The organism is Lactiplantibacillus garii (assembly GCF_003885105.1).
GTDB lineage: Bacteria > Bacillota > Bacilli > Lactobacillales > Lactobacillaceae > Lactiplantibacillus > Lactiplantibacillus garii.
This window is the reverse complement of record NZ_QWZQ01000024.1, coordinates 1-22,935: the sequence shown is the minus strand read 5'-3', so window position 1 is coordinate 22,935 and position 22,935 is coordinate 1. Positions and strand designations below refer to the sequence as shown.

The 22,935-nt window shown below is 48.9% G+C and carries 26 protein-coding genes; 6 read left to right on the top strand and 20 right to left on the bottom strand.

What is annotated here, in order from left to right; genetic code table 11:
• Positions 1 to 7: 7 nt before the first annotated feature.
• Positions 8 to 1,069: a CAP domain-containing protein gene (locus D1831_RS08200; protein ID WP_125072449.1), complete on the bottom strand. Its 1,062-nt coding sequence runs from the start codon at positions 1,067 to 1,069 to the stop codon at positions 8 to 10.
• Between the two features lie 494 nt (positions 1,070 to 1,563).
• Between D1831_RS08200 and D1831_RS08190 the strand changes: the two genes are divergently transcribed.
• From D1831_RS08190 to D1831_RS08180, 3 genes are read left to right on the top strand one after another with little or no spacing between them, the layout of a single operon-like run.
• Positions 1,564 to 1,899, top strand: coding sequence for an ArsR/SmtB family transcription factor (locus tag D1831_RS08190; RefSeq protein WP_125072448.1), 336 nt, complete (start codon positions 1,564 to 1,566; stop codon positions 1,897 to 1,899).
• The gene (locus tag D1831_RS08185; protein WP_125072447.1) at positions 1,896 to 2,576 is read left to right on the top strand and encodes a type 1 glutamine amidotransferase domain-containing protein; all 681 of its coding nucleotides are present in this window, start codon (positions 1,896 to 1,898) and stop codon (positions 2,574 to 2,576) included. Before D1831_RS08190 ends, D1831_RS08185 begins: the two co-directional genes overlap by 4 nt.
• Complete coding sequence (locus D1831_RS08180) at positions 2,576 to 3,493, top strand: NAD-dependent epimerase/dehydratase family protein (RefSeq protein ID WP_125072446.1); 918 nt, start codon at positions 2,576 to 2,578, stop codon at positions 3,491 to 3,493. Before D1831_RS08185 ends, D1831_RS08180 begins: the two co-directional genes overlap by 1 nt.
• Here D1831_RS08180 and D1831_RS08175 read toward each other — a convergent pair.
• Complete coding sequence (locus D1831_RS08175; RefSeq protein WP_125072445.1) at positions 3,490 to 3,804, bottom strand: DMT family transporter; 315 nt, start codon at positions 3,802 to 3,804, stop codon at positions 3,490 to 3,492. The genes D1831_RS08180 and D1831_RS08175 overlap by 4 nt on opposite strands.
• Before the next feature lie 138 nt (positions 3,805 to 3,942).
• Positions 3,943 to 4,380: an NUDIX hydrolase gene (locus D1831_RS08170; protein ID WP_125072444.1), complete on the bottom strand. Its 438-nt coding sequence runs from the start codon at positions 4,378 to 4,380 to the stop codon at positions 3,943 to 3,945.
• 90 nt (positions 4,381 to 4,470) lie between these two features.
• Here D1831_RS08170 and hflX point away from each other — a divergent pair, with 90 nt between their 5' ends.
• The gene (gene hflX, locus D1831_RS08165) at positions 4,471 to 5,766 is read left to right on the top strand and encodes a GTPase HflX (protein WP_125072443.1); all 1,296 of its coding nucleotides are present in this window, start codon (positions 4,471 to 4,473) and stop codon (positions 5,764 to 5,766) included.
• Between the two features lie 103 nt (positions 5,767 to 5,869).
• On the opposite strand, the gene D1831_RS08160 is transcribed toward hflX, so the two are convergent.
• The gene (locus D1831_RS08160) at positions 5,870 to 6,427 is read right to left on the bottom strand and encodes a TetR/AcrR family transcriptional regulator (RefSeq protein ID WP_125072442.1); all 558 of its coding nucleotides are present in this window, start codon (positions 6,425 to 6,427) and stop codon (positions 5,870 to 5,872) included.
• Positions 6,428 to 6,522: 95 nt separating this feature from the next.
• Between D1831_RS08160 and D1831_RS08155 the strand changes: the two genes are divergently transcribed.
• The gene (locus D1831_RS08155) at positions 6,523 to 7,266 is read left to right on the top strand and encodes a sulfite exporter TauE/SafE family protein (protein WP_125072441.1); all 744 of its coding nucleotides are present in this window, start codon (positions 6,523 to 6,525) and stop codon (positions 7,264 to 7,266) included.
• 104 nt (positions 7,267 to 7,370) lie between these two features.
• Here D1831_RS08155 and D1831_RS08150 read toward each other — a convergent pair whose 3' ends face one another.
• The 7 genes from D1831_RS08150 to D1831_RS08125 form a co-directional block, all read right to left on the bottom strand.
• A complete protein-coding gene (locus tag D1831_RS08150) occupies positions 7,371 to 7,889 on the bottom strand; it encodes a hypothetical protein (RefSeq protein ID WP_125072440.1) in 519 nt (172 codons plus the stop codon).
• A 173-nt stretch (positions 7,890 to 8,062) separates the two neighbouring features.
• The gene (locus D1831_RS08145; protein WP_125072439.1) at positions 8,063 to 9,280 is read right to left on the bottom strand and encodes an ArgE/DapE family deacylase; all 1,218 of its coding nucleotides are present in this window, start codon (positions 9,278 to 9,280) and stop codon (positions 8,063 to 8,065) included.
• Between the two features lie 774 nt (positions 9,281 to 10,054).
• Positions 10,055 to 10,210, bottom strand: coding sequence for a hypothetical protein (locus tag D1831_RS14390; protein ID WP_158610653.1), 156 nt, complete (start codon positions 10,208 to 10,210; stop codon positions 10,055 to 10,057).
• A gap of 106 nt (positions 10,211 to 10,316) precedes the next feature.
• Positions 10,317 to 10,580 carry a hypothetical protein gene (locus D1831_RS08140; RefSeq protein WP_125072438.1) on the bottom strand — a complete coding sequence of 88 codons (264 nt, stop codon included), beginning with the start codon at positions 10,578 to 10,580 and terminating at the stop codon, positions 10,317 to 10,319.
• A 162-nt stretch (positions 10,581 to 10,742) separates the two neighbouring features.
• Positions 10,743 to 11,903, bottom strand: coding sequence for an MFS transporter (locus D1831_RS08135; protein ID WP_179950311.1), 1,161 nt, complete (start codon positions 11,901 to 11,903; stop codon positions 10,743 to 10,745).
• On the bottom strand, positions 11,903 to 12,334 hold the full coding sequence (locus D1831_RS08130) for a MarR family winged helix-turn-helix transcriptional regulator (protein WP_179950310.1): 432 nt from the start codon (positions 12,332 to 12,334) through the stop codon (positions 11,903 to 11,905). Before D1831_RS08130 ends, D1831_RS08135 begins: the two co-directional genes overlap by 1 nt.
• Positions 12,335 to 12,489: 155 nt before the next feature.
• The gene (locus tag D1831_RS08125) at positions 12,490 to 13,461 is read right to left on the bottom strand and encodes a TSUP family transporter (protein ID WP_404819891.1); all 972 of its coding nucleotides are present in this window, start codon (positions 13,459 to 13,461) and stop codon (positions 12,490 to 12,492) included.
• 259 nt (positions 13,462 to 13,720) lie between these two features.
• On the opposite strand from D1831_RS08125, the gene D1831_RS08120 reads away from it, so the two are divergent.
• Positions 13,721 to 15,046 carry an APC family permease gene (locus D1831_RS08120; RefSeq protein ID WP_125072435.1) on the top strand — a complete coding sequence of 442 codons (1,326 nt, stop codon included), beginning with the start codon at positions 13,721 to 13,723 and terminating at the stop codon, positions 15,044 to 15,046.
• A 90-nt stretch (positions 15,047 to 15,136) separates the two neighbouring features.
• Here D1831_RS08120 and D1831_RS08115 read toward each other — a convergent pair whose 3' ends face one another.
• From D1831_RS08115 to D1831_RS08080, 9 genes are all read right to left on the bottom strand, one after another.
• On the bottom strand, positions 15,137 to 16,333 hold the full coding sequence (locus D1831_RS08115; protein ID WP_125072434.1) for a glycosyl hydrolase family 8: 1,197 nt from the start codon (positions 16,331 to 16,333) through the stop codon (positions 15,137 to 15,139).
• 15 nt (positions 16,334 to 16,348) lie between these two features.
• Positions 16,349 to 17,647, bottom strand: coding sequence for a glycosyltransferase (locus D1831_RS08110; RefSeq protein ID WP_125072433.1), 1,299 nt, complete (start codon positions 17,645 to 17,647; stop codon positions 16,349 to 16,351).
• A complete protein-coding gene (locus tag D1831_RS14385; protein WP_158610652.1) occupies positions 17,640 to 17,804 on the bottom strand; it encodes a hypothetical protein in 165 nt (54 codons plus the stop codon). Before D1831_RS14385 ends, D1831_RS08110 begins: the two co-directional genes overlap by 8 nt.
• 2 nt (positions 17,805 to 17,806) lie before the next feature.
• Positions 17,807 to 18,673, bottom strand: coding sequence for a diguanylate cyclase domain-containing protein (locus tag D1831_RS08105; protein WP_158610651.1), 867 nt, complete (start codon positions 18,671 to 18,673; stop codon positions 17,807 to 17,809).
• A gap of 36 nt (positions 18,674 to 18,709) precedes the next feature.
• On the bottom strand, positions 18,710 to 19,474 hold the full coding sequence (locus D1831_RS08100; protein ID WP_125072431.1) for a formate/nitrite transporter family protein: 765 nt from the start codon (positions 19,472 to 19,474) through the stop codon (positions 18,710 to 18,712).
• A 286-nt stretch (positions 19,475 to 19,760) separates the two neighbouring features.
• Entirely contained in the window at positions 19,761 to 20,414 is a 654-nt protein-coding gene (locus D1831_RS08095; RefSeq protein WP_125072430.1) for an amino acid ABC transporter permease, read from the bottom strand.
• Between the two features lie 13 nt (positions 20,415 to 20,427).
• Positions 20,428 to 21,069 carry an amino acid ABC transporter permease gene (locus D1831_RS08090; protein ID WP_125072429.1) on the bottom strand — a complete coding sequence of 214 codons (642 nt, stop codon included), beginning with the start codon at positions 21,067 to 21,069 and terminating at the stop codon, positions 20,428 to 20,430.
• Positions 21,069 to 21,905, bottom strand: coding sequence for a transporter substrate-binding domain-containing protein (locus D1831_RS08085; RefSeq protein ID WP_125072428.1), 837 nt, complete (start codon positions 21,903 to 21,905; stop codon positions 21,069 to 21,071). The genes D1831_RS08090 and D1831_RS08085 overlap by 1 nt, the downstream gene beginning before the upstream one ends.
• Before the next feature lie 18 nt (positions 21,906 to 21,923).
• Positions 21,924 to 22,664, bottom strand: coding sequence for an amino acid ABC transporter ATP-binding protein (locus D1831_RS08080; RefSeq protein ID WP_125072427.1), 741 nt, complete (start codon positions 22,662 to 22,664; stop codon positions 21,924 to 21,926).
• Between the last annotated feature and the right edge of the window lie 271 nt (positions 22,665 to 22,935).

Sequence of the window (22,935 nt, the reverse complement as noted above, 5' to 3'; positions counted from 1 at the left end):
TCGCTAATTAAAAGCCCAGCTCAATTGCGTTATACAAATCTAACTGCGGGCTGTACAAGCCTACGCCAATTTTAGTAAACGACCCATTCATTAAATCATACCAATGTGGTGCCGAACTACGGTAAGCTTCAACAATATCTTTTGCCGTTTGATGATTAGTTTCATCAAAGCCGCCTTCATAAATATCTTCAGTTCCCAAATAGGTATCATAAATACCCAGCTTTTTAGCGATTGGGGCGGACGGATCACTACCGTCTAGATTGTAGTGGCTAAAGTTAGCCTTTAATTGCACTGCCCGTTGGTCCCCTAAGCTCTGCAAATTTGCATCCCAAATCAGTGGAGACGCAGCCGCGTTCTCTTTGGCACGATACTGATTTAATAACGTAATCGTCTCGTCAATAATCTTCTGTTTATCATAAGTGGAATCTGGTTTAACGTAGGTTCCCCGTTTCAGATAGCCAGCCCAAACCCAGCGTTTTACGGAAGACAATCGATCCTTAACATAATAGTAACTGTAACGTTTACCGTGCTTATAAATATAACAATGCTTCGTGGCAGTATAAGTAATTGTTGGGTGCAAGTTACCACTATAATCAAACATTATTCGACGACCATAGGTAAAGACTTGATACAGCTTTCCCCGTTTTTTTGTTGCCTGAACATAATTACGGTGCGTAATTGCCGTTGTTTTCGTTTTTTGATAATTGCGACCTGGTTTTAAATACTTAGCACGAACCCACGCTTGATAATGGTCCATATCACTAGTGACTCGATAATACAGTACTCTTTTACCGTGCATTTTAACCGTGGTTTTAGCAGTTCGGGTCCAAGTCGCATCTGCATAATTACTCAGGATTTGCGGTTTGCTAAACTTAAATCGTTTAATTGGACCACTAAACTGGTAAGCCTTTCCCGTCTTACTCGTTGAGTAATAGGCTTTGGATTTCACCTTAACCGTTTTGGTACGCCTGTACGTTGAACTAGCTTGTGCCCTGGTCACGCTTCCCCCAATCACTAACAACGTCAAGCTTGCTACGACACCCTTTAAAAACAAACCACTCTTTTTCATTTTGTTACTCCCCTCGCTTAAATCGTTTTACAAAAACAATTATAAAACAATTCTTATAAATTTATTTCTTAATGAACAATTAAACACTCGTTTTTTAGGGTTAGTACCCAGTCACACACCACCAATGGACTCTGGTGGGGACCAAAATGGCAGTATCACGCAATTCACGGTGACCACCGATACCGTTTCGCTGAACTACTTTGGTCGTAAAGACCACCTCGCCTAAGTAAGGAGCGTATTTTAAAAATGCCACAATTTTCAATTTGTTTTGTCCGTCACGGGCAAACCTGCTTTAACTTGTTCAACCGAATACAGGGCTAGTCAGATTCACCGTTGACCGACTGTGGTTTTATTTAGACACAGCCGGTGCCAACGGGACTGACAGGGCCAAACAAGTCATTTTCTAACCAGACTAGAAAGTCTTTTAATTGACAAATATTCGCCACGATGGTTCAATTGTCTAAACGATTAAACCATCAATTGGAGGAATTTCCATGTCAGATTACGCCGAACTACAAAAAAATTTGCACGACGTCAGCGGTTTTTTAATTGCCCTCGGTGACGAAAAGCGTCAAGCCATCATCATCAAGCTCTTAGAAAACGTCGACTGTAGCGGGTTACAAGTCAGTCAACTCATGAACGCGACTAAGTTATCGCGTCCCGCCGTCTCGCACCACCTCAAAGTATTAAAGGACGCCCAAATTGTAAACTACCGCCGGGAAGGAACCAAAAACTTTTACTACCTGACCCACGTCACCACTGAAATTGATAAGTTACAGAGCTTCTTAACTGAAGCCCAAGAAATTATGAAACGGGGGAACCACGAATGACTAAAGTCTTAATTGTTGAAACTAACGTGCAAAATTATCAGGGAACTAACGACCCCACCGGATTATGGCTCGGGGAAAGCGCCGAATTCGTTGATGAAATGCAGCGGGCCGGGATTGCCGTTGACTACGTGAGTCCCAAGGGCGGTTTCGTGCCGCTGGATCCGCGCAGTATGAAGTATACCGACGCCGCGATCATGGCCGTTTACCGGGACCCCGACTTCGTTGAACGGGGCCTGAAAAACACCTTAGCCCCCGCCGCCATCGATCCGGAAGCCTACGCGGCGATCTATTACACGGGCGGTCACGGGGTAATGTGGGACTTTCCCGACAACGCTGAACTGCACGCTATCGCCAGCGCCATTTACGCTCACGGTGGTTACTTGCTCTCCGTTTGCCACGGAATTGCCGGACTCCTAAATCTAAAAAACACGCAGGGTGACTACGTTATTAAGGGTAAAACCATCACCGGCTTTACCACCGCCGAAGAAATTCTAGCGGGTAAAAAGAACGTGGTCCCGTTTCTAAACCGTGAAGTGGCAACTAGCCACGGCGCGAACTTCCAAAAGAAACGCTTTTACAAAGACTACGCCGTCCAAGACGGTCACCTGATCACCGGTCAAAATCCCTTTTCAGTACGTTCGGTCGCCCGGAAATTTATCACGGAGGTTCAAAAATAATGCAAACGATCCTTGGTAGTAACGGCCCCATCGGCCACGAATTAGCCTTAGAACTGCGCCGGAATTATACGGATAAAATTCGGTTAGTCAGCCGCCACCCCGCCAAAATCAATCCCGGGGACGAAGTCATGGCGGCCAACATGCTGGATGAAAAAGCCACCAACGCCGCCATTGCCGGGAGTGACATCGTGTACTTCACGGTCGGCCTTCCCATGAACACGCCTATGTGGGAAAACCAGTTTCCGACCATGATGGCCAACGTGATCAAGGCCTGTGAAGCACACCACGCCAAACTCGTCTTTTTTGATAATACCTACATGTACCCGAAAACCGCCGCCGTCCAGACGGAACGAACCCCGTTTGAACCGGTGGGCCGTAAGTCTACGGTTCGAGCCGACATGGCTAACCTGCTGCTTAAGGAAATGGCAGCTAAACGGATTAACGCGGTGATCTGCCGGGCGCCCGAATTCTACGGCCCGCTATCCACCAAAAGCATTACCAACACGCTCTTTTTTAAAGCCATTCGCAACGGTCAGCGCGCGAAGATTCCCGTCAGCCGACGGACCAAACGCACCCTTATTTGGACACCCGACGCGAGCCGCGCGATGGCCTTAATTGGCAACACCCCCGACTGTTACGGGCAAACTTGGCACCTCCCCGTTGACCGTAGTCTTTCGTACCAGGAGCTATTACGGTTAACGTCCCAATTGCGGGGAAAAACCGTTAAGGCCACGGTGATTCCGATGGGCGTGTTTAAACTAGGCACCCACTTCAGTCAGTCGGTACGGGAACTAGCGGAGCTGCTTCCCCGTTACCAAGTCGATAACCGGTTTAGTTCCGCCAAGTTTAACCGGCGTTTTCCCAACTTTAAAACCACGACCTTTGAGCAGGGGATTCAAACCATTCTTGAGCACTAACTCGTTACCTTGATCCCGATGATGCCAATGATCAGCATGGCAATAAAGATCCAGGTCACCGGGGCAATCGTATCCTTAAAGAATACTAGGCCCACAATAATCGCGCCGACCGCGCCGATTCCGGTCCAAATGGGGTAAGCGATGCTTAACGGCAAGTGCTTAGTGGCTAACGCCAAAAATCCGAAGCTCAGAATCATCCCAACCACCGTCGCGGCAGCGTAACCGAAGTGGCTAAACCCATCGCTCAACTTCATCATGGTTGCCCACACCACTTCAAACAAACCGGCAACGACTAAATAGATCCACGTCATCATACATTCCTCCTCAAAATAAAAAGGACACCGCCCGCCCCTTCCACTTTGACCTAAGGAAAGGACGCAACGTTGTCCGGTGACAATCCGTTTGATTGATTGAGTTCACTATAGCAAATTCATTTTTGCGGGTCAAGCCTACTCCCCTAGCAGCATCCATTTCGTGAGCGGGGTCAGTGGCTCTGGTAAGGCGTCCAAGTCAAAAAAGGCCGCCGTGCTAGTCTCGTTAGTAGCTTGGACCAGTTCGCCCCCGCTCGTGTTACCACGGTACAGGGTCGTCACGCTGTCGATCACGTCACCGTTTGGGTACTGGTAGTGCATCTTTGGACCACTGAAAACGTCGATCAGCGTTAAGTCACCAACCGTCAGACCAGTCTCCTCGCGCAACTCACGCCGGGCGGTTTGCTGCACCGATTCTCCCGGTTCAGTTGACCCCGCCGGGAGTCCCCAGCAGTGGTTATCCGTTCGGTAAACCAGCAAAATTTTACCGACTGAATTTTGCGCGATCATGGCCGCGCCAGCAACGACTAACGGTTGGTGGCCAACCTTTTTTCTTAAGTTCAAAACGTAACCCATCCGCAGGTCCTCCTTAATACCCCAACCAATAATATTTTGATTAGGCATGTTATACTTAAACCAACTATAACACGTCAGGAGTGTGATTGAATGTCCGAAACTAACGTGAATAACGTTCAGGAAGTCATTATCGCCGGGATGTCCAAAACGGTGGCTAACTACGACTACGCTATGTCGGAGCTGGAAGCCCTCGTTGAGGCGAATAACATGCACGCCGCTTTACGGATCGACCAGGGGTTGGAAAAGCCCAACCCGGCCACTTTCTTTGGTAAGGGGAAGGTCGTCGAAATTAAGGAAGACGCCGAAGCGCACGATTTGCACATCATGGTGATCAACGCCGACTTGACGCCGAGTCAGGTCCGGAACTTAGAAGAACAAACCGGCATTCAAATTATTGACCGCACCGGTCTAATTTTGGAAATTTTTGGTAACCGGGCTCGTAGTAAGGAAGCCAAGTTACAAGTTAAGATTGCCCAACTGCAATACCAGTTGCCCCGCTTACGAACCAGTATCTCTAACCGCTTAGACCAACAGGCCGGCGCGGCGGCTGGTGGCGGCGGGGGCTTTACCAACCGTGGTTCTGGTGAAACCCAACTAGAATTGAACCGGCGGACCATTCAGGACCGCATCAGCCACGCTAAGCACGAATTAAAGGAACTGAACAAGGACGAAGAAGTCCGGCGCTCGCAACGGGACAAAGCCGGCTTACCTAACGTCGCTCTGGTCGGCTATACCAACTCCGGTAAGTCAACAACCATGAACGGTTTGGTGAAACTGTTTGGTAAGGGTGAGGACAAGCAAGTCTTCGAAAAGGACATGTTGTTTGCCACCCTGGATACTAGTATTCGGCAACTGACCTTCCCCGATAACAAACAGCTCCTGTTGAGCGATACGGTCGGGTTCGTCAGCAATTTGCCGCATAACTTGATCAACGCCTTCCGTTCAACGTTATCGGAAGCGGCCAACGCCGATTTGTTAATTCAAGTGATTGACTACGCCGACCCGCACTACAAGGAAATGATGGAGACCACCGAAAAAACCTTGAAGGAGATCGGGGTCGTCGATATTCCAATGATCTACGCCTACAACAAGGCCGATCTAACGGAAGCCAACTACCCGAACCAGCAGGATGACCAGTTGATCTACGCGGCTAAGGACGAAAAGTCACTACAAGTACTGACCCAGATGATCAAGGACAAGGTCTTTAAGGGTTACGTCACCACAACGCTACTAATCCCGTTTAGTGACGGTGACGTGGTAGCCTACTTAAACGACAACGCTAATATTCTCAAGACCGATTACGTCGCCGCAGGAACCCAGCTTGAAGTTGAGCTCAACAGCGTCGACGCCCAACGGTACGAGAAGTACGTGGTTACACCCGCTTAATTTGCATTAATTCTAAAAGTCCTTTCAAGCTTCAATGCTTGAGAGGACTTTTTAATTGGTTAGTATTTTGTTCAGTGATGGTTGCCGTAAACTTAATTTCTCGCTATGACTGTAATAGTTGCCGCAATTCAGTCAAAATTTCAGTTTGGCTTAGCTGGCGCTCGTTACGCTGAAACGCGTAACTGGTACTTTTGAGCATCGCAATCAGCATGTCCGTTCGAAACGTTAACGTCGCGGTGGTTAGCCCCGGTGTCAAGTTACTAATCACCCGTCGAAATAGTTGGGCTAAGTCCCGGTACAATTCACTTTGATAAAACTGTAACCGTCCCGGTTCTCCGGCTTCGACGTTCGTCAACAGGGCCATATTGGCTTCACGAATGCTCAAGTAACGCCCCAATACCACGTTAAACTGTTCAACCGCATCAGCCTGACTAGTGATAAGGTACTGGTCGCAGTCCGTAATGAACGCCCGCACCCGGTCCGTTACTAACGCCAAACACAGCGTACTTTTATGGGCGTAGTGCCGGTATAACGTGCCCGCGCCGATACCGGCCGCCGACGCAATGTCTTTCATACTAACGGCGTCGACGCCGCGCGCGCTAAATAGCTGACGCGCCGTTGTTAATATTTTTTTCTGATTTTGCCGCGCGTCTTTCCGCACACGATCACCCCCAGTCATTACCATACGCTAAATCGGACAGCTTGACAAACGGAGTCGACTCCGTTTTAATAAAATTAACAAGATTTTAATGGGAGATGGCGGATACGTTCACGTTTATTTCAGGATTATTAATTGGAATTTTTGTCAGTCTAATTGGTGGCGGCGGGGCCGCCCTCTACCTCGGGGTACTGACCAGTCAGGTCGGCTTACCAACCGCGGTGGCCGTACCAACGTCACTGATTGTGGCGTTGCCGGCCCTGTTCTTCGGCTTTTTAACCCAAATGCGGGTTCACAACGTCAACTTTCACGTCGGTAACCAGATGATTTTTGCCGCGATTCCCGGCATCGTTATCGGGACCGTTAGTGCCAAGTTCATCCCACAAAACTGGTATAACTGGATCGTGGGCAGTATTTTCCTAGTGATGGGTGGCATGGTCCTCTTTAAGTTCTTCCGGAACGCTCACCGGGAGCAAGCCAGCCAAAAATCGTGGCTTGCCGCCTTCTTTGGTCTACTTAGCGGATTAATGGTTGGTATCGGAGGATTGAGCGGCGGCGCGACCACCGCGGCCGGTTTGGCAATTCTGGGGTTAACCGCCGTCGAAGCGGCCGGGACCGCGACCTACGTGTTAACTTGCATGTCGGCGATTAGTTTAATTGGCCACCTTTTCACCAGTACTTTCGCTTGGCAAGCCGGTCTGGTCATCATGCTCGGTGCAATTTTAGGTTCCGTGATCACTCCGCTAGTGATTCGGCGGCTCGACCTAGTTAAAGTCAACCGGGTCCTCACCCCGTTTTTAGGTTTACTGATCATCTACTTTGGGATTAAAATGTTTCTCTAAAAATCCAATCGTTTTCCCGTTACAACGGTGTAATTAGCTAAACCAAAAGGCACGCACTTGGAATTTCATTTTCCAACTGCGTGCCTTTAGCGTTGCGGGTGGCCCTATTTATGATAATAACTAGCAATCTTTTTACTTGGGTAATAAACGTCACTCGCTTTTTTGGTTTTCGGATTAAACCGTTGTAACGTTTTGATTTTGTGGCCCTTATACTTCTTGGTTCGCGTCCGCCAGTAACCCGCCATCGGTAATGTTATGGTCGAATTCCAATTTTGGACGTTGGTCCCGTCGTGCGCGTTGATTGCGTAGACCCACTGGTGTTGCGACGTTTTACTTCCATGAAACGGTAATTTGTGAGCGTGTAATGGTTGTTTGACCAAATTGGTGCCGACGTTCAATTTCCAACTCGCCGTTTTGGGCGTAAATTTAATTTCATGGTAATACGGTTTACCTGCCATTTTATAATAGCGTGCGTACCACTTTCCCCGAATCGCCTTTGGAAACGTCTTAATGGTTGTTTTGGGTCGGCGCTTGGCCTGGCCGATCATTGGATTACTTAACACCGCGCCGCTGCCTACACTGGTTGTCACCAAAACTAAAGCAACTAGTTTCGTTAGTTTCATTGTACTTGTCCCCCGTTATCATTAATCTTTTATCAAGACCCACTATACACGCCACCCACGACACATAATGTCGTTTTACCGTTCAATTTAAATTTTATTTCAAAATAAAATCAACGCCGACTGATGGTCAGGGGACCGATCACTAGGCGTTGATTAGTGGTAAAGCAACCAAATTAGGCTAAGTAAGCCGTGATTAATTTCTGATAAATCTCGATAAAGTTCAGGTACATTTGTTTAGACGTGTATTCGTTATCTTGGTGTTGCGTATCGTTACCCGGACCAAAGACCGCGTAATCAAAGCCCACCGGTTGATCCTTTAACAGTTGAGCCGCGTCGGTTCCGCCAGACGCACTCATCGTCAAAATGTGATCCGGGTCGTACGGCATGTCGAGTAGCTGCAATAACTGGGCTTCGCGCTGTTTGTCAGCGTCACTCAGGTTTTGACCGGCGGCGTACGGGTCACCGATTTTTTGAATTAGTTTAACTAACTTGGCGGCGTCGTTTCCCTGCGTTGAAATAATGTTGGTATCCCGAATCAGCTCAACGTTGGCACCGGCTTCCCGGTTATACTGGTCAATGGTCTGTGTGAACTGGGCCACAATTTGGTCGTTGGAAAGTTCCGGAATCGTGCGCATGTTGATCTCGGCACTGGCCGATCCGGGAATCGCGTTGACTTGGTTACCACCGCGTAAAACGTCCACGTTATATAACGTACCGCCCATGGCCGTATTTTCAACGGACGCCATCTGGTCGTCGAACTGGGCCTGCATTAAGTGTAAAACGTTGATCAGGTCCTTGGCCGCGTTTCGTCCCAATTTTGGCATCGAGCTGTGAGCCGCTTTCCCGGTCGCCTTAACGGTCAGGTTCATCGTCCCCTTGTTGGCGTTAATGATTCGGTAGCCGGTTGGTTCACCAACTAACAACGCTTCGACACCGTCCATGTAACCGGCCTTCGCCAACGCCTTGGAGCCAATTTCACCGACCTCTTCCCCGGCCGTCGCAAAGAAACGCACCGTTCCGTTCAGCGGCACCCGTTGTTCCTTTAACGTGATCAGGGTGATGACCATCGCCGCCAAACCGTCCTTCATGTCCGCCACGCCGCGACCGTACAAGTTATCACCGTCTTCGGTCAAAACAAACGGGTCGCTCTTCCAGTTTTCAGCTTCGACGTCGACCACGTCCATGTGACCAGTCATTCCTAAAATTGGTTGGCCGTGGCCCAGCGTTGCCACCAGGTTGGCCCGGTCACCGCCCAGTGGTAAAATTTCATTTTCAATGCCGGCAGCGTCTAACAGCCGCTTTAAATAGTTGGCCACCTGTAACTCGTGGTCGTTGACCGAGCGGATTTTGACGAGGTCCGCCAAAATCTGCATCTTTTGCTTTTCGTCCATCGATATCGCCCTCCCAAGCAGGTTATAGCATAGTCCAACCCGTCCGAGCAAGCGCTAACACTTTCAAAACTGTTAAAACACTTCTGACACTTAACCACAAATCCTCACAAATATTTCTATCCGTGCTTCAATACCTTGTAACTATAGTCTATTAATGCTTGAGCTGTTTTAACGCTTAGTTTATCTATTGATCGTTCGCCACTCTTTAAACGTTGTACGACGCTTACAGGCACGTTAGAATCTTTACCGATCCTATATGCTGTTAAGTCACTATCTAATAATAGTTGTATCTGTTTAGCTATGTTAAATGCTTGCATACCTTTTCACCTCATACTATAATTGTGCGTATAAAAAGTGAGAGCTATCACTAGTAGCCCCCACAAGTTCGCAAGTCTAGTGCGGTATAACTTTAGCTAATTACTTTTTGTGATTAGCTTTTTTATTATCTGGTAAGCTATTGCAAAATTTTTTATAGCCTTGCTAATAGTAAAGATCGAACCCGATAATAAAACAACTGTTACAGCGAACTGTATCAAGTTTTAAAGTTTCCCGTTTCTAGTGAGTACATAAGAATCACCCCACTTTATCTAGCTATGTGTGTAGGTGTCCTGTTTGCACTGCCTTGCTAAGTCTTGTACAGGTCATGACTCCCGTACTTAGCTATGTTTCAGTAGTAACACACATGTGTTATAAGTGTAATAAAAACAGAGTAGTAATTTTACTTGTTACCCACTTTTTAACTTCTTTACTGTGATCAATATACTAACAACCCCATTAGTTTAATGCGAAAATACCCCAGATAAAATAAATTGTAATAGTCACAATACCCAATCCTATTAATGCAATCGGCAATACTATGAAAATATACCCCAGCCATAACACTATCTTGCCTAACACATCGCCAATTATTTCCCACGCTTTTTCAGACATATAAATACCCCTTAAGTTTCCTTGACATTTTTACATTCTCACTCATGTGTTAACCCCGTTTTTCTCTTAATTATAAACTTACTTATAAAGCCCGTATACCACTTATTTAAAGCGTTAACACCTTAATCCCACCCATTTCATAAACATGTGTTAAGGCTTTCCAATCATCATTATTTAATTCCAAACACTCATTAAGATCAGTAGTTTTAATGTAATAGAATTCGTTATCATATTCCATTACACCGTGATGCACCTTAATACCCGTTAACCCGTCAACGGTTGACTTAACACCCGTTATAAGTGTATTGCTGCTAATAGTTTCAACCTCATTAGTTTCCAGGTTAACGCCCTTTAAATCCTTAATAGTCATGTAACATAGTTCACCAAGATTTTAATTTCACCAATGTCATTATATTCACGTCTTTACTAGACTCAATTTACTTTTTATAAATAAATCGATCTCACTAATTTTTTAAAGCTTTCCATTAAAAAATCGCCCAGAATTATTTCTGAACGATTTTATTACATTCACTTACGCTAACGCCCGCCGGTTAACCCAATACACCACTACAATCAGTGGCAACGTAATCACCATCATGACCGGGTAAAACCAGAACATTGGCAGGACGCTACTAATGATTCCCCCAATAATCGGTCCCAGCGACATCCCCAGGTCCACGCCAATGTAAAAAGTACTGTTGGCCAAACCGTGGTCGGCTTCCGGTACCAGCATCATCGCCTTGGCCTGGCAAATTGAAAACATCAGTCCGTAACCGGCCGCTAAACCGAGGGCCGCAATGATCAGCATCAACCAATTGGTCATATCGGTCAGCCCAACCAGTCCCACGAAGTTAAAAAACAAGCATAGCCAGATAAATTTACGGAACGGAACCCGGTCAAACAGGTCCCGCAATACGATCCGCAACACTAACAAAATCACAGCGTACACCGGGAAAAAGAGCCCGGCGGCCACGTGAAAGTGCCGGGTCGCTACGTAGCTAACAATGTAGGTCTGGGTCGCAAAGTACGGTAAGGAAAATAAGAGCAAAATTACCGCGACCGGCAACACCTTTGGCTGCACGATTCGAATACGGCGGGACGCACCCGTGGTTGGTGTCGCCCGTTTAACCGGAACCCCACGGTCGGACACGAACTGGATAATCACGACCAGTAGTCCACTGCAAACGGCCGCCAACCAGAACACACTTTGATAACTGTAGTGCTGATACAAAAAGACACTAATGGCCGGACCACACGCCATGCCAAGCGCGTTAGCTAAGCCGTAAATGCCCATCCCAGAGCCAATCCGGTCGGGTGGTAACAGACTAGCCATCCAGGTCGCCATGCAAACGGAACACAGGGTGTAACCAAGTCCGTTGAGTACCCGAAACGCCGTGATCAGCGCCAGGTTCGTCGTAAAACTATAACCCAGACTGGCAATTAACAATAAGCAGCCGCCGACCAGGGTTAGGTGGTACTTGGAGACCCGGTCGGTTAAATTACCGGCTAGCGGTCGCAACACCAGTGACGTTAAGTTCATTAGGCCGGCAACGATTCCGGCGAGGACGCTGCTTGCCCCAATTTCACGGGTAAAACCAGCGATGACCGGGTTGATCAGCATCGGACTCATTAGAAAAAAGAAGCTGGCTACGAGTACCAGTTTTACGTTTGGCGTGTATAAACGCGTTTTCATCAATTCTCACTACTCTCTAAATTTTCGTTGGCACGCTGTAACAGGGTTAAAAAGGCTTGTTGCTGAGCGGGAGTAAAATCGTCAAACAACACGGCGCTCGTCTGCCAACCGTGCTGCCGTAACTGTTCACGTTTAGCCCGTCCCGCAGTCGTTGGTACGACCTGCTTCAAACGGCCATCGTGCGGGTCGGCCACCAACGTCACTAGGTCGCGTTTGACTAAGCGTTGAACGATCAACCGGGCCGTTTGGTGGGTAATGTGCTGAACCGTTTTAAAGGCCGTAATTGAACTGCGCGGGTGATCGGTAAAAAACGTCAACGCGTCCGCCTGCTCAGCCGTTAACCCTAGTTCCCGCAAGTGCTGATTACGGCGCCGGGTCAACTTACGGGCTAGGATCAACACTTCCCGGGCAACCATGGCTTCGTGATTCATTCATCTCACCTCCCTCTCACAATTGTACAGCTAGCTGTACATTATTCAAGTCCTAACAGCAATCCCCAGTTATTCCACCATAATTTTACAAAGTATTGACCCAACGGTACTAAAAAAGCCCGGAACAGTGTCCGAACCCAGCTTCATTTTAATGATTACATTAAACTCTTTTTGCGACTACGAACCGCCGCCCGCCATAGCGAACTGGCCGTCCATAAACTGACAATGACAATCAACCAGCTCAGCGCCGTCAGGGATAACGATTTGACCAGCGTGGCCGCAACGATCACCCCGAGGATGCCGCCCAGAATAATCCCAAACAACCCGCGGTAATCGACCCGGTCGTGGCGAATAAAGTTGACCGCCGACGTCGGCATTAGCAGCGCGCACGACAACATCATGATTGGAAACGCCGCAATTGGTGTTAAACCCAAAAAGTAAACCATCACCATGCACGGTGCGTACAGCCCGACCCCGGCCGCCATCAGTAGGCCTAAAATAAAATTGCCCACGATGCCGATAACCAGCGGCCCACCACGCAGGGCGGTCGCCTGGTTCGCGGCCCCTAACAGGTTAATCCATCCCAATAATTTTGCTGTCATCAAAACGGCGGTGACCACCAACGCGGCGGCCATAATCAGCTGAATACGCCGCTGGTTAAGCTTCGTCATGACTTCGCTCCCCAGCAACGCGCCAATCGTGGCAGCTAGTACCAGGCTAATCAGAGTCCAGGCCTCCACTTTGACCGTCGTGACGAAAAACAACGCTTCAAAGGCGGTCGGGATCGCGTGCATTGTGTTTAACGTCCCCGGCAACCGCCGTTCATCCTTTAAATAGTGACTCGCTTGAAAAATGGCCGTCGAAGTCACAAAGCTGCCAATTCCCAGTGTGTCCAAAAAATCGGTCAGGGCACCAATTCCTAGTCCCCAGCCAAAGCTATGATCAATAATGGCAACGCCCTGCCGCTTAGCACCCCGGAGCAGTAAGCCAAATAGCCCCACACTGGACAGCGTCAAAACGACCACGATTGTGATTACCATACTCTTTCCCCACTCTCTTACGCATACTGTCAAATTATACTCGCCTTTGGGGATGGAGCCAAAGAATATTGGCGAAAAAGTCTTAATTCTGATTCTTTTATAATCATTTTTATAAATAACGAACTTTAATATTAATAAAACGAGTGACAGTGAGTATTATCGAACCTTAATATCTTATTTTTACTATTTAGTTCGTGTTTTACTGTAAAAAGTGACCTTTTTAATGTGAATTTAATTGTCATCCCATAAAATCTCTGCTATGCTAAATACAATCATTTGGTGCTTATTTCTGAAAGAACCACCCCCGCTAAGGGATGGTTAACTGAAAGCGAGGAACTCTTTTTTCATGCAAGATGCTAAACAAGAAACGACCCTGAACCGTTCCCTTGGTTTTTGGTCGGCATTATCACTCGTCGTCGGAACGGTGATTGGTTCCGGGATCTTCTTTAAACAATCGTCAGTCCTCGATAGCGCCGGTTCAACCGGAATGGCCCTGCTTGCCTGGCTGTTGGGGGGCTTGATCACCTTGACAGCCGGCCTAACCATTGCCGAAGTTGGCGCGCAGATGCCCCATACCGGGGGACTCTACGTTTATATGGAACAAATTTACGGTAAACTATGGGGTTTTTTATCCGGCTGGATGCAAATTGCCGTTTACGGTCCCGCCATTATCGCGTCAATTGCCGCTTACCTAGGGATCCTGCTCGTGGGCTTCTTTAATTTGAACGGCAGTTGGCAGGCGCCCCTGGCCATCATCGTCATCGTCTTAATTGGGATCCTTAACATGTTTGAAAACCGGTGGGGCGCCGCCTTTCAAATTGCAACCACGCTTGGCAAACTCCTGCCAATTGGCGCCATCATCATCTTCGGCCTGTTTTTTGGTAACCAGGACGCCTTTGGGCAATCCTTACATACCGTCACGCAATCCACTGGTAGTTTTGGGGTCGCCGTTTTAGCCACCCTGTTCGCCTACGACGGCTGGATCTTAGTCGCCAACCTCGGTGGTGAAATCAAGAATCCCCAAAAGTTGCTGCCACAAGCCATCATTTTAGGCATCTCACTGGTCCTAATTGCTTACACTCTGGTCAGCTATGGGATCTTGCACTTCATTCCCGCGGCGACGATTCATAAACTAGGCCAACAAACGACCGTCTACTTTGCGAACGCGGCCTTCGGAACGATTGGCGGGCGCTTACTCAATATCGGGATTATCGTGTCAATGGTCGGCTGTTTAAACGGGAAGATCATGACCTTCCCCCGTATTGTGTACGCCATGGCCGAACGCAACCAGTTGCCCTTTTCAAAACAACTCAGCTACTTAAATAAAAAGTCGCACGAACCGATCATCGCGACCTTAGTTATTCTAGCCTACGCCAGCATCATGATCCTGTTTTTTAACCCCGACCGCTTGTCGGATCTCTGCATCTTTACGGTTTACTGTTTCTACGTCGCTACCTTCATCGGGGTCTTCCTATTACGCAAACGCCGTCAGGGCCACGCACGGCCGTTTTCGACCCCCGGTTTTCCGGTCACGCCACTGGTCGCGATTCTGGGTGCGTTATTCGTTATCGTCAGTGAAATTGGGTCGGACCTTCCCGGCGTTCTCCTGTCACTCGTGATCGTTGCCGTGGGGATTCCGGTCTACTATTGGAAACAACGCCAAAACGCCTAAATTAAAATCAACCACTAAAATAGCGTTCCGGTCAACCCTTCCAACGGATGGAAGGCGTTAACCGGAACGCTATTTTCATGACTAATTGAACTAACGGAACCAGCCCGTGCTCTGAGTCTTAGCGTGGCTGATCGTCCCACTGGTCAACAGTGTCACCATGTGGATGGTAGCCGGGTAGTACCCCTGCTTCAGTAGACTGCCGTTGAGCTCCGGCGCGTACCGCTGGCTAAGCTGCTTGTTGCCCACCACTTCCGCGGCGTACGCGATCGGCGTGGTGAACGCCGCACTATTGTACTTTTCTAAGGGTTTGCCGGCCAAACTATGAACGGTCCCCTGCCGCTTGCAGTGTTTAAAGAAGCCCAACATCTTCGTCACGACGTCGTAACTGACCTTACTGTGGTTCAACTGGTAATCATACGCAACCCGCCACGGGACCCGACAGGCGTTAAACCCGTAACGGTCGTCATATTCCGAATCGACCTGTTTAGGTTTAACGGTTCCCAGCTGAAGGTCACCACCCCGAACGGTCACAAAATCAGCCATTAAGCCGGTCTGGTGCTGACCACTCAAGCCCTTTAACACGGCCTGACTGTTTTGGGCCACCTGCGTCCAACTACCATCCCGGGTGTAGCGAGCAAACTTACGGTAGTAGGCGGTGATCAGGTCCGAAGAACGGACCAGGTCGTTAGTCTGCGCGTCGGTCGCCCAGTCCCCGACCCGGGGCAGTCTCGTCACCGGGTTGATTTCCCGTTGAGCAATTGCCGCAATCAGAGTTCGTGCCAGTTGACCATAGTTCAGCTTACCGCCACTCCCCCACTGTTCGTCGGCTAAGATCAAAGCGTAGGCGATGTCTAAATCCCCGTCCGTCGCGCTCGACTTTTCGGAACCGGTACTGACCATTCGCCCGTCCCGGTTTTCCCGTTGTCGCCACGCCATTAGCGGGTTGTCCGCTCCCAACCGGTGATCCAAATAGTACCGTGTTAACTGATCAAACGTTTTTTGCTTGCCCAGCCCCTGTTGCGCGGCCAGGACCGCAATCAACATGCCGTAACCCTGTGCTTCGGATAAGGTTTGGGTGTGCTCTTCGTGGTCACTGGTCACGACAAACTTCGCGCGCCGGTCACCGCGGAGATACATTCTTTGCCACACCCGGTAGTGGCGGGCCACCATGGCCTTATTCACCGTAGTTGTTGCCGTTGGGCGCTGAGTCAAAAAAATAACCGTGCCAATTGTAAAAGTAATCAAGATGATCAGGCCGCCAAGCAACCATTGCCAATGTTTTTTCAACTCGTTTTTCCCCCATTAAAAGCGCGCCGTCTTATACCACTTCGTCTGTCGTTTACCGGTCAGCTTGTCCCGCAACATATCAAAAAGGGCCACGACGGACACAATGATGAAGAGCTGGGCGTACGTAAAGTAGGCGACGACCGAGTAAACGAAGTTTGTTACCGTTGCCTGGCCATAGTCGCTAGCCAGAGCAATGTTCATTTGGAGCAGGTACAGGTAAAACATTAACAACCAGTTGATCATGAACAGCACCGCTAAGGGCGTGCCCAGTGAAACCAGCGGGTGTACCCGGGGTAAAACGAGTTGAAAGCCGGCCAACGTACTGTTAAGAATAAACAGCGCGTTGGACACAATGATCGCCACGCTAAACCAGAAGTACACGCACAGGTAGTACAAGATCTCCAGCTTGACCCGCCACGGTGTTCGGTCAAATAAATGTTTGACGTTATTAAAAATCACTTCGTAATTGCCGCGGGCCCAGCGTTTACGCTGATGATAATACGCAAACAGCGTTTCCGGTTCCTGCTGAAACGCTTCGGCCTGGTGAGCTAACGCAATCAGCTTGCCCGCCCGCATCAACCGGAAAGATAACGCGGTGTCTTCGGTCAGGGCCCCGTCATTCCAGCCCCCTAAGTCCACGACCACCTGTTTATTAATGATAAAATTGGTCCCGGGAATCCGGCCAATCTTAAATAACTGCCACATCCCGGTGTGCTGGATCCGTTGCGTATTCACGATTTCCAAGTGGATACAGCGGGTTAAAAAATTCTGCTGGTAATTCCGCGTCTTGTTACGGCCAAAGGCGGCCGCGTAGCGCTGCGGATCTTCCAAAACCTTTTGGACCAAGAAGTACAGTGCGTTGGCTTCCGGCGCGGCATCGGCGTCGTACACGCACAGGTACTCCCCACTAGCGAGTGCTAACGCGTCGTTTAGCACCCCGGCCTTGCCACCGGACCCGCTCCGTTCGATCACCCGCAGGTCCCGGTTGCGAAACTCGGGTTCCGCCTTTAATTGTCGCACCCGTGCCGCGGTCTGATCCTGACAATTGTCCGCGTAAACCAGGATCTCCAACTGGTCGGCCGGGTAGTTTAAGTTAAGAATCGCTCGGACCGTGGCTTGAATAACTAAGGCCTCGTTATGCGCCGGCACCACCACCGTGACCCGCGGTGTCCGCGCTAGTGGTGGTAACGTCACCGGTACGGGCGTCTTTAGCTGCTTTAAAATAAACTTTACGCCACCGATCAACGTCACGACGGTCACCCCCACAGATAACCAAATCGTGATAATGGCAATTACATATAACGTATTAATCACGGCGGCGTTCCTCCGTGTTAAACCGTCGAACGGTCAGTTTAAAGATTCGCCACCAGCAAATTCCTAGTCCTAATACGGTCAATCCTAAAACGGCCGTGACCGTCACGCTGACCGGCAGGACCCAAGCAAAGCTCCCCAAATGCATTTGTTGTTTCACTCCTATAAATATTCCCTGACAATGTCAGTTTCCGCACTGCGCTCTAACTGCGCAAGTACCGCGTCAATACTACTATCACGAACCATGTTCTGGGTGGAATAGGTCACCTGACCCGTTCGCAGAACTAAGGCGCTGGGTTCAAGTTCAAACGCTGCCGCCACCTGGTCCACGTGGCGTTTCAGTTTTTGGCGCATGCTCGGCGCGTTGCCGTGCTCCAGCATCGGGGACAGGATGACAAATTTCCCCGCCCCCAAATAGTACAGCTGATCTTCGGTATACACGAGTTCCGTTAGCTGTTCCGCGGTCGTTTTAAGCAGCGCGTTAAACCGCTGGCTTCCCAAAAAGTTAACGATGTTTTCCAAAAAGTCAATTTTAATTAGCGTTAACGTAAATTGATAATTTTTTTCGTGGTAAAACACGAGCTTTAGTTCCCGGTCAATGGCACGGTTCAGGGCGTTTTTATTAAAGGCCCCGGTCACCGGTTCCAAATCGGGCTTAGCCCGTTGCAAATCGCGTAACGTTTCCGCCAACGCTTTGCGTTTTAATAACCGGTGGTCCAGCAAATACATTAAGTAGGTCGTCAGTGGCGTAATGGTCATCAGCGCCACGCACCCCCACAAGTACATCCCCCGGGTGTACGGCATGGCAAACATTAATCCGCCAATGCTCATGCTGACAAATGACAGCACCCCGCCCAAAATAATGTAAGTCGTACGGCCCATTAGCAACCCCAGTCCAAAGGTTGCCGCTACGATGGCGAAGCTGACCCACGACCCGTCAATGACGCTTAAATACAACAAAGTGTACTGGTACGCCAAAATCAGTAGCATCCCCATAAAGACGACGTTATCGATCGATTTTCGTTTCATTTCCTTAAATTCCCCCATAGTGCTTGATAAACTTTCCTAACGAAGTTTGCGTAATCCTAAGTAATACAGCCCACCAACCAGGCCGGCGCCCCCAATAATATTGCCTAAATAGACGGGTAACAGGTTGGTCAAAAATTGTCCCCAGGTGGCCCCGCCCTCAAAAATGGCCGCCGGAATCAAAAAACAGTTGGCAATGCTATGTTGGAACCCGATCGCGACGAAGGCCATGATTGGTAACCAAATCCCCAACATTTTACCAGCACCGTCCTTAGCCGCCATCGCTAACCAGACCGCGATTCCGACCAGCCAGTTACAGCCCACGCCTGAAACCACGCTCGCGCCAAACGGCATGGTAATTTTTGACTGAGCCATGGCAATCACGGTCGCACGAACTGGTTCGGCGTGGGTCAACCCGGTCACGTGTCCCAAAAAGAAGGCGACGCAGGCCGCGCCGATAAAGTTCATAATGGTGATCTCTAGCAGATTTAGCCAGAACGCGCCCCAGCCGACTCGGCGATCGTAAGCGGCTAAGCTGACCACCATCATGTTACCGGTGACCAGTTCCCCACCCATCAGTAAAATGACGATCAGTCCTAACGGGAATACCCCGGCCCCCAGTACCGGGGCAAAACTCGCCCACGCTTTGGGTACCATCGCCACGACCCGCACGTCCGCCAGGAACCCCAGCGCAATCAGCGCGCCACCAAAAAAGCCTAAAATCAACTTAGCCCCCAACGCCAACTTGACCTTCGCTTGCCCCTTATCAATTGCCTGTGTGATCACTTCATCCGAACTAAACACAACGTCCGCCTCCTTTGAGACTGAAATCTCATTATTACGGTTATTATACGGGATATTTCACTTTATTTTCTTAACAAATTAACGATTATTAAGAATTGGCTCTTAAGATAAGAAAGCGCTACCATTGGTACAACTAAATTTACTTAAGTTCCGTCAACAATTGTGCTACGTAATCATTATTTTGGACATTTTTTCACAATGAACTTGATCACACCAAAAGAAAGCTGACCCCCAGGACGTTCACCCTCGAGGTCAGCTTCACAAGCTTAAATTTTACTGGCACCGTTTAGGCCAGCTTCTTATCCAAAATTCGTGATAGCACGGATAAGGCGTAACAAATAATAAAGTACATCAAGGCGACCATGATAAACATCGGAATGATGTAGGCCGAATTTTGACCGTAAATAATTTGCGCGTGGTTTAACAACTCCGGTAACACGATGATGGTTGCCAGCGACGTATCCTTGATCAGTGAAATGAACTGACTCACGATCGTGGGAATGGTCTTTTTAATGGCCTGTGGAAAAATAATGTGCCAGAGCGCTTGGACGTACGTCATTCCGTTAGCCCGGGCCCCTTCCATTTGACCGTAGTCCACGGCTAAGATCCCGGAACGCACGATCTCGGCGAGCATCGCCGATTCAAAGATCGTCATTGCTAGAATTGTCGCGAACAGGATCCCCGGTTTAAAACCGAGGTGTGGTAACCCGAAGTACGTGAAGAAGATAATTAAAATCAGCGGCAAGTTCCGGACAATGTCGACCACGAAACCAACCACGGCGGATAAGTACTTAATTTTAACGTAGCGTAACACCCCGAGAACCGACCCGATAATAAAGCTGGCGATAATGGAAACCACGGAAACTTCCACGGTCACCCAGAGACCTTCGAGCAGAAAGCGGATGTTAACCCATGAATAGGCTTGAATAAAATTTTGCATGCTGAATGCCCCCTTAGTTTGCGAGCCGTTTTTCAAGGTGCCGCATGTAATAACTCAGCGGCAGCGTGATCACGAGGTAAAAGCACCCGACGACCATGTAACTGTTAATGGTATCGAGGGACAGCGACGCAATCGAGTTGGCCTGATACATTAGATCAAAACCGGCCACGAAGGCGAGCACCGACGAGTTTTTGACTAAATTAATGAACTGGTTGCCCAGCGGCGGGATGATGATTTTAAACGCCTGGGGCAACACGATCTTACTCATGGCTTGCCAGTACGTCATTCCGTTAGCACGGGCCCCCTCCATTTGGCCGGGGTCGACCGATTGAATGCCGGCCCGGACGGTTTCAGCGATAAATGACGACGTGTAGATCGTCAACCCAATCGTCCCGGCCGTAAAACCATCGATCTTCGCCACGTACAGCGGAATGATCACGTAGAAAAACATTGCGATCACCAGTAACGGGATGTTACGGAACAGTTCAATGTAAATTCGACCGATGACGCGCATGGCCTTATTAGGCAGCACTTCAAAAATCGCAAACATCGTTCCGATAATCGTACTGAAGACCAGCGCGATCACGCTGGATAACAACGTGTAACCGAGTCCCTGCACCAACTCGGACCAGTAATGCGTTAAGATGTAGACCATTAGCGCGCCGCCTCCTTATAGTTGAAGCCGGCCACGTTACCAAACCACTTCTTTAAGATGCGGTTATAGGTCCCATCGGCTTCGATTTCTTTGAGAGCCTGGTTAACTTCCTTTTTGAAAGCCCCCTGGCCCTTATTGATTGCAATTCCGTACGGTTCCTTCGTAAAGGCCCCGCCAACCACTTTGTAACCGGGATTTTGGGAAGCCATCCCGTATAAGATCCCGTTATCGGTCGTTAACGCGACCCCCTGCCCGGATTTTAGGGCGGTCATGGCCTGGGCGTAGTCGGATAATTCCAATACCCGGGCTTTGGGCGCGTACTTTTTAATGTTAGCCACCGAGTTCGCTCCGGTGACCCCGAGGACCTTCGTCCCGGTCTTATTTAGATCCTTGACGGACTTGACGTTGCTGCCCTTTTTCACTAACAAAGATTGCCCAGCGTCAAAGTAGGACGTCGAAAAATCGACCTGTTTTTCCCGTTCGGGCGTGATCGTCATCGTTGCAATGATGGCGTCAATGTTCCCGTTTTTAAGTAATGGGATCCGGGTCTGGCTCGTCACTTGGACAAACTTCGCTTGGCCGTTTTTCCCGAGAATCCGCTTGGTGATGGCCTTGGCGATGTCGACGTCAAACCCCTTGACCTGGTTATCCTTGACGTCCATCAGCCCAAATAATTTAGTATCGGCCTTAACACCCCAAGTAATGGTGTTGCTCGCGCGGTCGTTTTGCAGCACGTCCTGCTGAGACAGCGACTTGCGTGACCCACAGGCGGTCAACACAATCGCCAGCAGGCTGAGCATTCCGAGCGCGCCAAGCACGCGTTTTAATTTTTTCATATGTGGTCCTCCGCTAACTTAGTGTGCGATGATCTTGCTTAAGAACTGACGGGCCCGTTCGTTAGTTGGCTGACCGTCAAAGAAGGTTTCCTTGGCATCGTCTTCCAAAATCTGGCCGTCCGCCATAAAGATCACCCGGTCGGCCACTTCACGGGCAAAGCCCATTTCGTGCGTCACGACCAGCATCGTCATACTGGAATCTTCCGCAACCGTCTTCATCACGTTTAACACGTCGTCGATCATTTCGGGATCCAGCGCGGAGGTGGGTTCGTCAAATAATAAACATTTCGGCTTCATCGCCAACGACCGCGCGATGGCAATTCGTTGCGACTGCCCCCCGGAAAGCTGGCTCGGTAAATTGTTCGCCTTATCAGCTAAACCGACACTATCTAACAGGTCCATCGCTAGCTTTTTGTTTTCAGCTTCCGGTCGCTTCAAAACCAACCGGGGCGCAATCATAATATTTTCCAACACGGTCTTATTCGCGTAGAGGTTAAAGTGTTGGAACACCATGCCGACGTTTTTACGAATCTTATTCATATCGGTCTTCCGGTCCGCCAAATCAAATCCATTGACTAACAACTGACCAGACTGGACCCGTTCCAAACCGTTAATGGTTCGAATCAGAGTACTCTTACCAGAACCAGAGGGGCCGATCAAAACAACTTTTTCACCTTCGTTGATGGTTAAGTTAATGTTCGTAAGGGCGTGAAAATCGCCATAGTACTTTTCCACGTTGTGAAATTCGATCATTGACATCGTTGTCACCTTCGCTTTCTCTATCAGTCACCAGACTGACGGACAAGAATAATTGCATTAATACTGAAAGTTAATAAATCTTTATTCTTCGTTAATGCTATTTAACTAGTTTAATACATAATTAGTAAATCTGTCAAAAAGTCAGCCAATATTGTTCGCTATCACCAAAATAGTGGGATAGTTTCCAAACAATTTCAGTTAAAATAGCTGAAATTTCGGCACTTTATTGAACATAATCTAATTTAAAATCATAATTATTCGGATTTAACAG

Coding starts and splice junctions, on each gene's coding strand:
- D1831_RS08200 (WP_125072449.1), bottom strand. CDS start 1,069: ATGAAAAAGAGTGGTTTGTTTTTAAAGGGTGTCGTAGCAAGCTTGACG.
- D1831_RS08190 (WP_125072448.1), top strand. CDS start 1,564: ATGTCAGATTACGCCGAACTACAAAAAAATTTGCACGACGTCAGCGGT.
- D1831_RS08185 (WP_125072447.1), top strand. CDS start 1,896: ATGACTAAAGTCTTAATTGTTGAAACTAACGTGCAAAATTATCAGGGA.
- D1831_RS08180 (WP_125072446.1), top strand. CDS start 2,576: ATGCAAACGATCCTTGGTAGTAACGGCCCCATCGGCCACGAATTAGCC.
- D1831_RS08175 (WP_125072445.1), bottom strand. CDS start 3,804: ATGACGTGGATCTATTTAGTCGTTGCCGGTTTGTTTGAAGTGGTGTGG.
- D1831_RS08170 (WP_125072444.1), bottom strand. CDS start 4,380: ATGGGTTACGTTTTGAACTTAAGAAAAAAGGTTGGCCACCAACCGTTA.
- hflX (WP_125072443.1), top strand. CDS start 4,471: ATGTCCGAAACTAACGTGAATAACGTTCAGGAAGTCATTATCGCCGGG.
- D1831_RS08155 (WP_125072441.1), top strand. CDS start 6,523: ATGGCGGATACGTTCACGTTTATTTCAGGATTATTAATTGGAATTTTT.
- D1831_RS08150 (WP_125072440.1), bottom strand. CDS start 7,889: ATGAAACTAACGAAACTAGTTGCTTTAGTTTTGGTGACAACCAGTGTA.
- D1831_RS08145 (WP_125072439.1), bottom strand. CDS start 9,280: ATGGACGAAAAGCAAAAGATGCAGATTTTGGCGGACCTCGTCAAAATC.
- D1831_RS14390 (WP_158610653.1), bottom strand. CDS start 10,210: ATGTCTGAAAAAGCGTGGGAAATAATTGGCGATGTGTTAGGCAAGATA.
- D1831_RS08140 (WP_125072438.1), bottom strand. CDS start 10,580: ATGACTATTAAGGATTTAAAGGGCGTTAACCTGGAAACTAATGAGGTT.
- D1831_RS08135 (WP_179950311.1), bottom strand. CDS start 11,903: ATGAAAACGCGTTTATACACGCCAAACGTAAAACTGGTACTCGTAGCC.
- D1831_RS08130 (WP_179950310.1), bottom strand. CDS start 12,334: ATGAATCACGAAGCCATGGTTGCCCGGGAAGTGTTGATCCTAGCCCGT.
- D1831_RS08120 (WP_125072435.1), top strand. CDS start 13,721: ATGCAAGATGCTAAACAAGAAACGACCCTGAACCGTTCCCTTGGTTTT.
- D1831_RS08105 (WP_158610651.1), bottom strand. CDS start 18,673: ATGAAACGAAAATCGATCGATAACGTCGTCTTTATGGGGATGCTACTG.
- D1831_RS08095 (WP_125072430.1), bottom strand. CDS start 20,414: ATGCAAAATTTTATTCAAGCCTATTCATGGGTTAACATCCGCTTTCTG.
- D1831_RS08090 (WP_125072429.1), bottom strand. CDS start 21,069: ATGGTCTACATCTTAACGCATTACTGGTCCGAGTTGGTGCAGGGACTC.
- D1831_RS08085 (WP_125072428.1), bottom strand. CDS start 21,905: ATGAAAAAATTAAAACGCGTGCTTGGCGCGCTCGGAATGCTCAGCCTG.
- D1831_RS08080 (WP_125072427.1), bottom strand. CDS start 22,664: ATGTCAATGATCGAATTTCACAACGTGGAAAAGTACTATGGCGATTTT.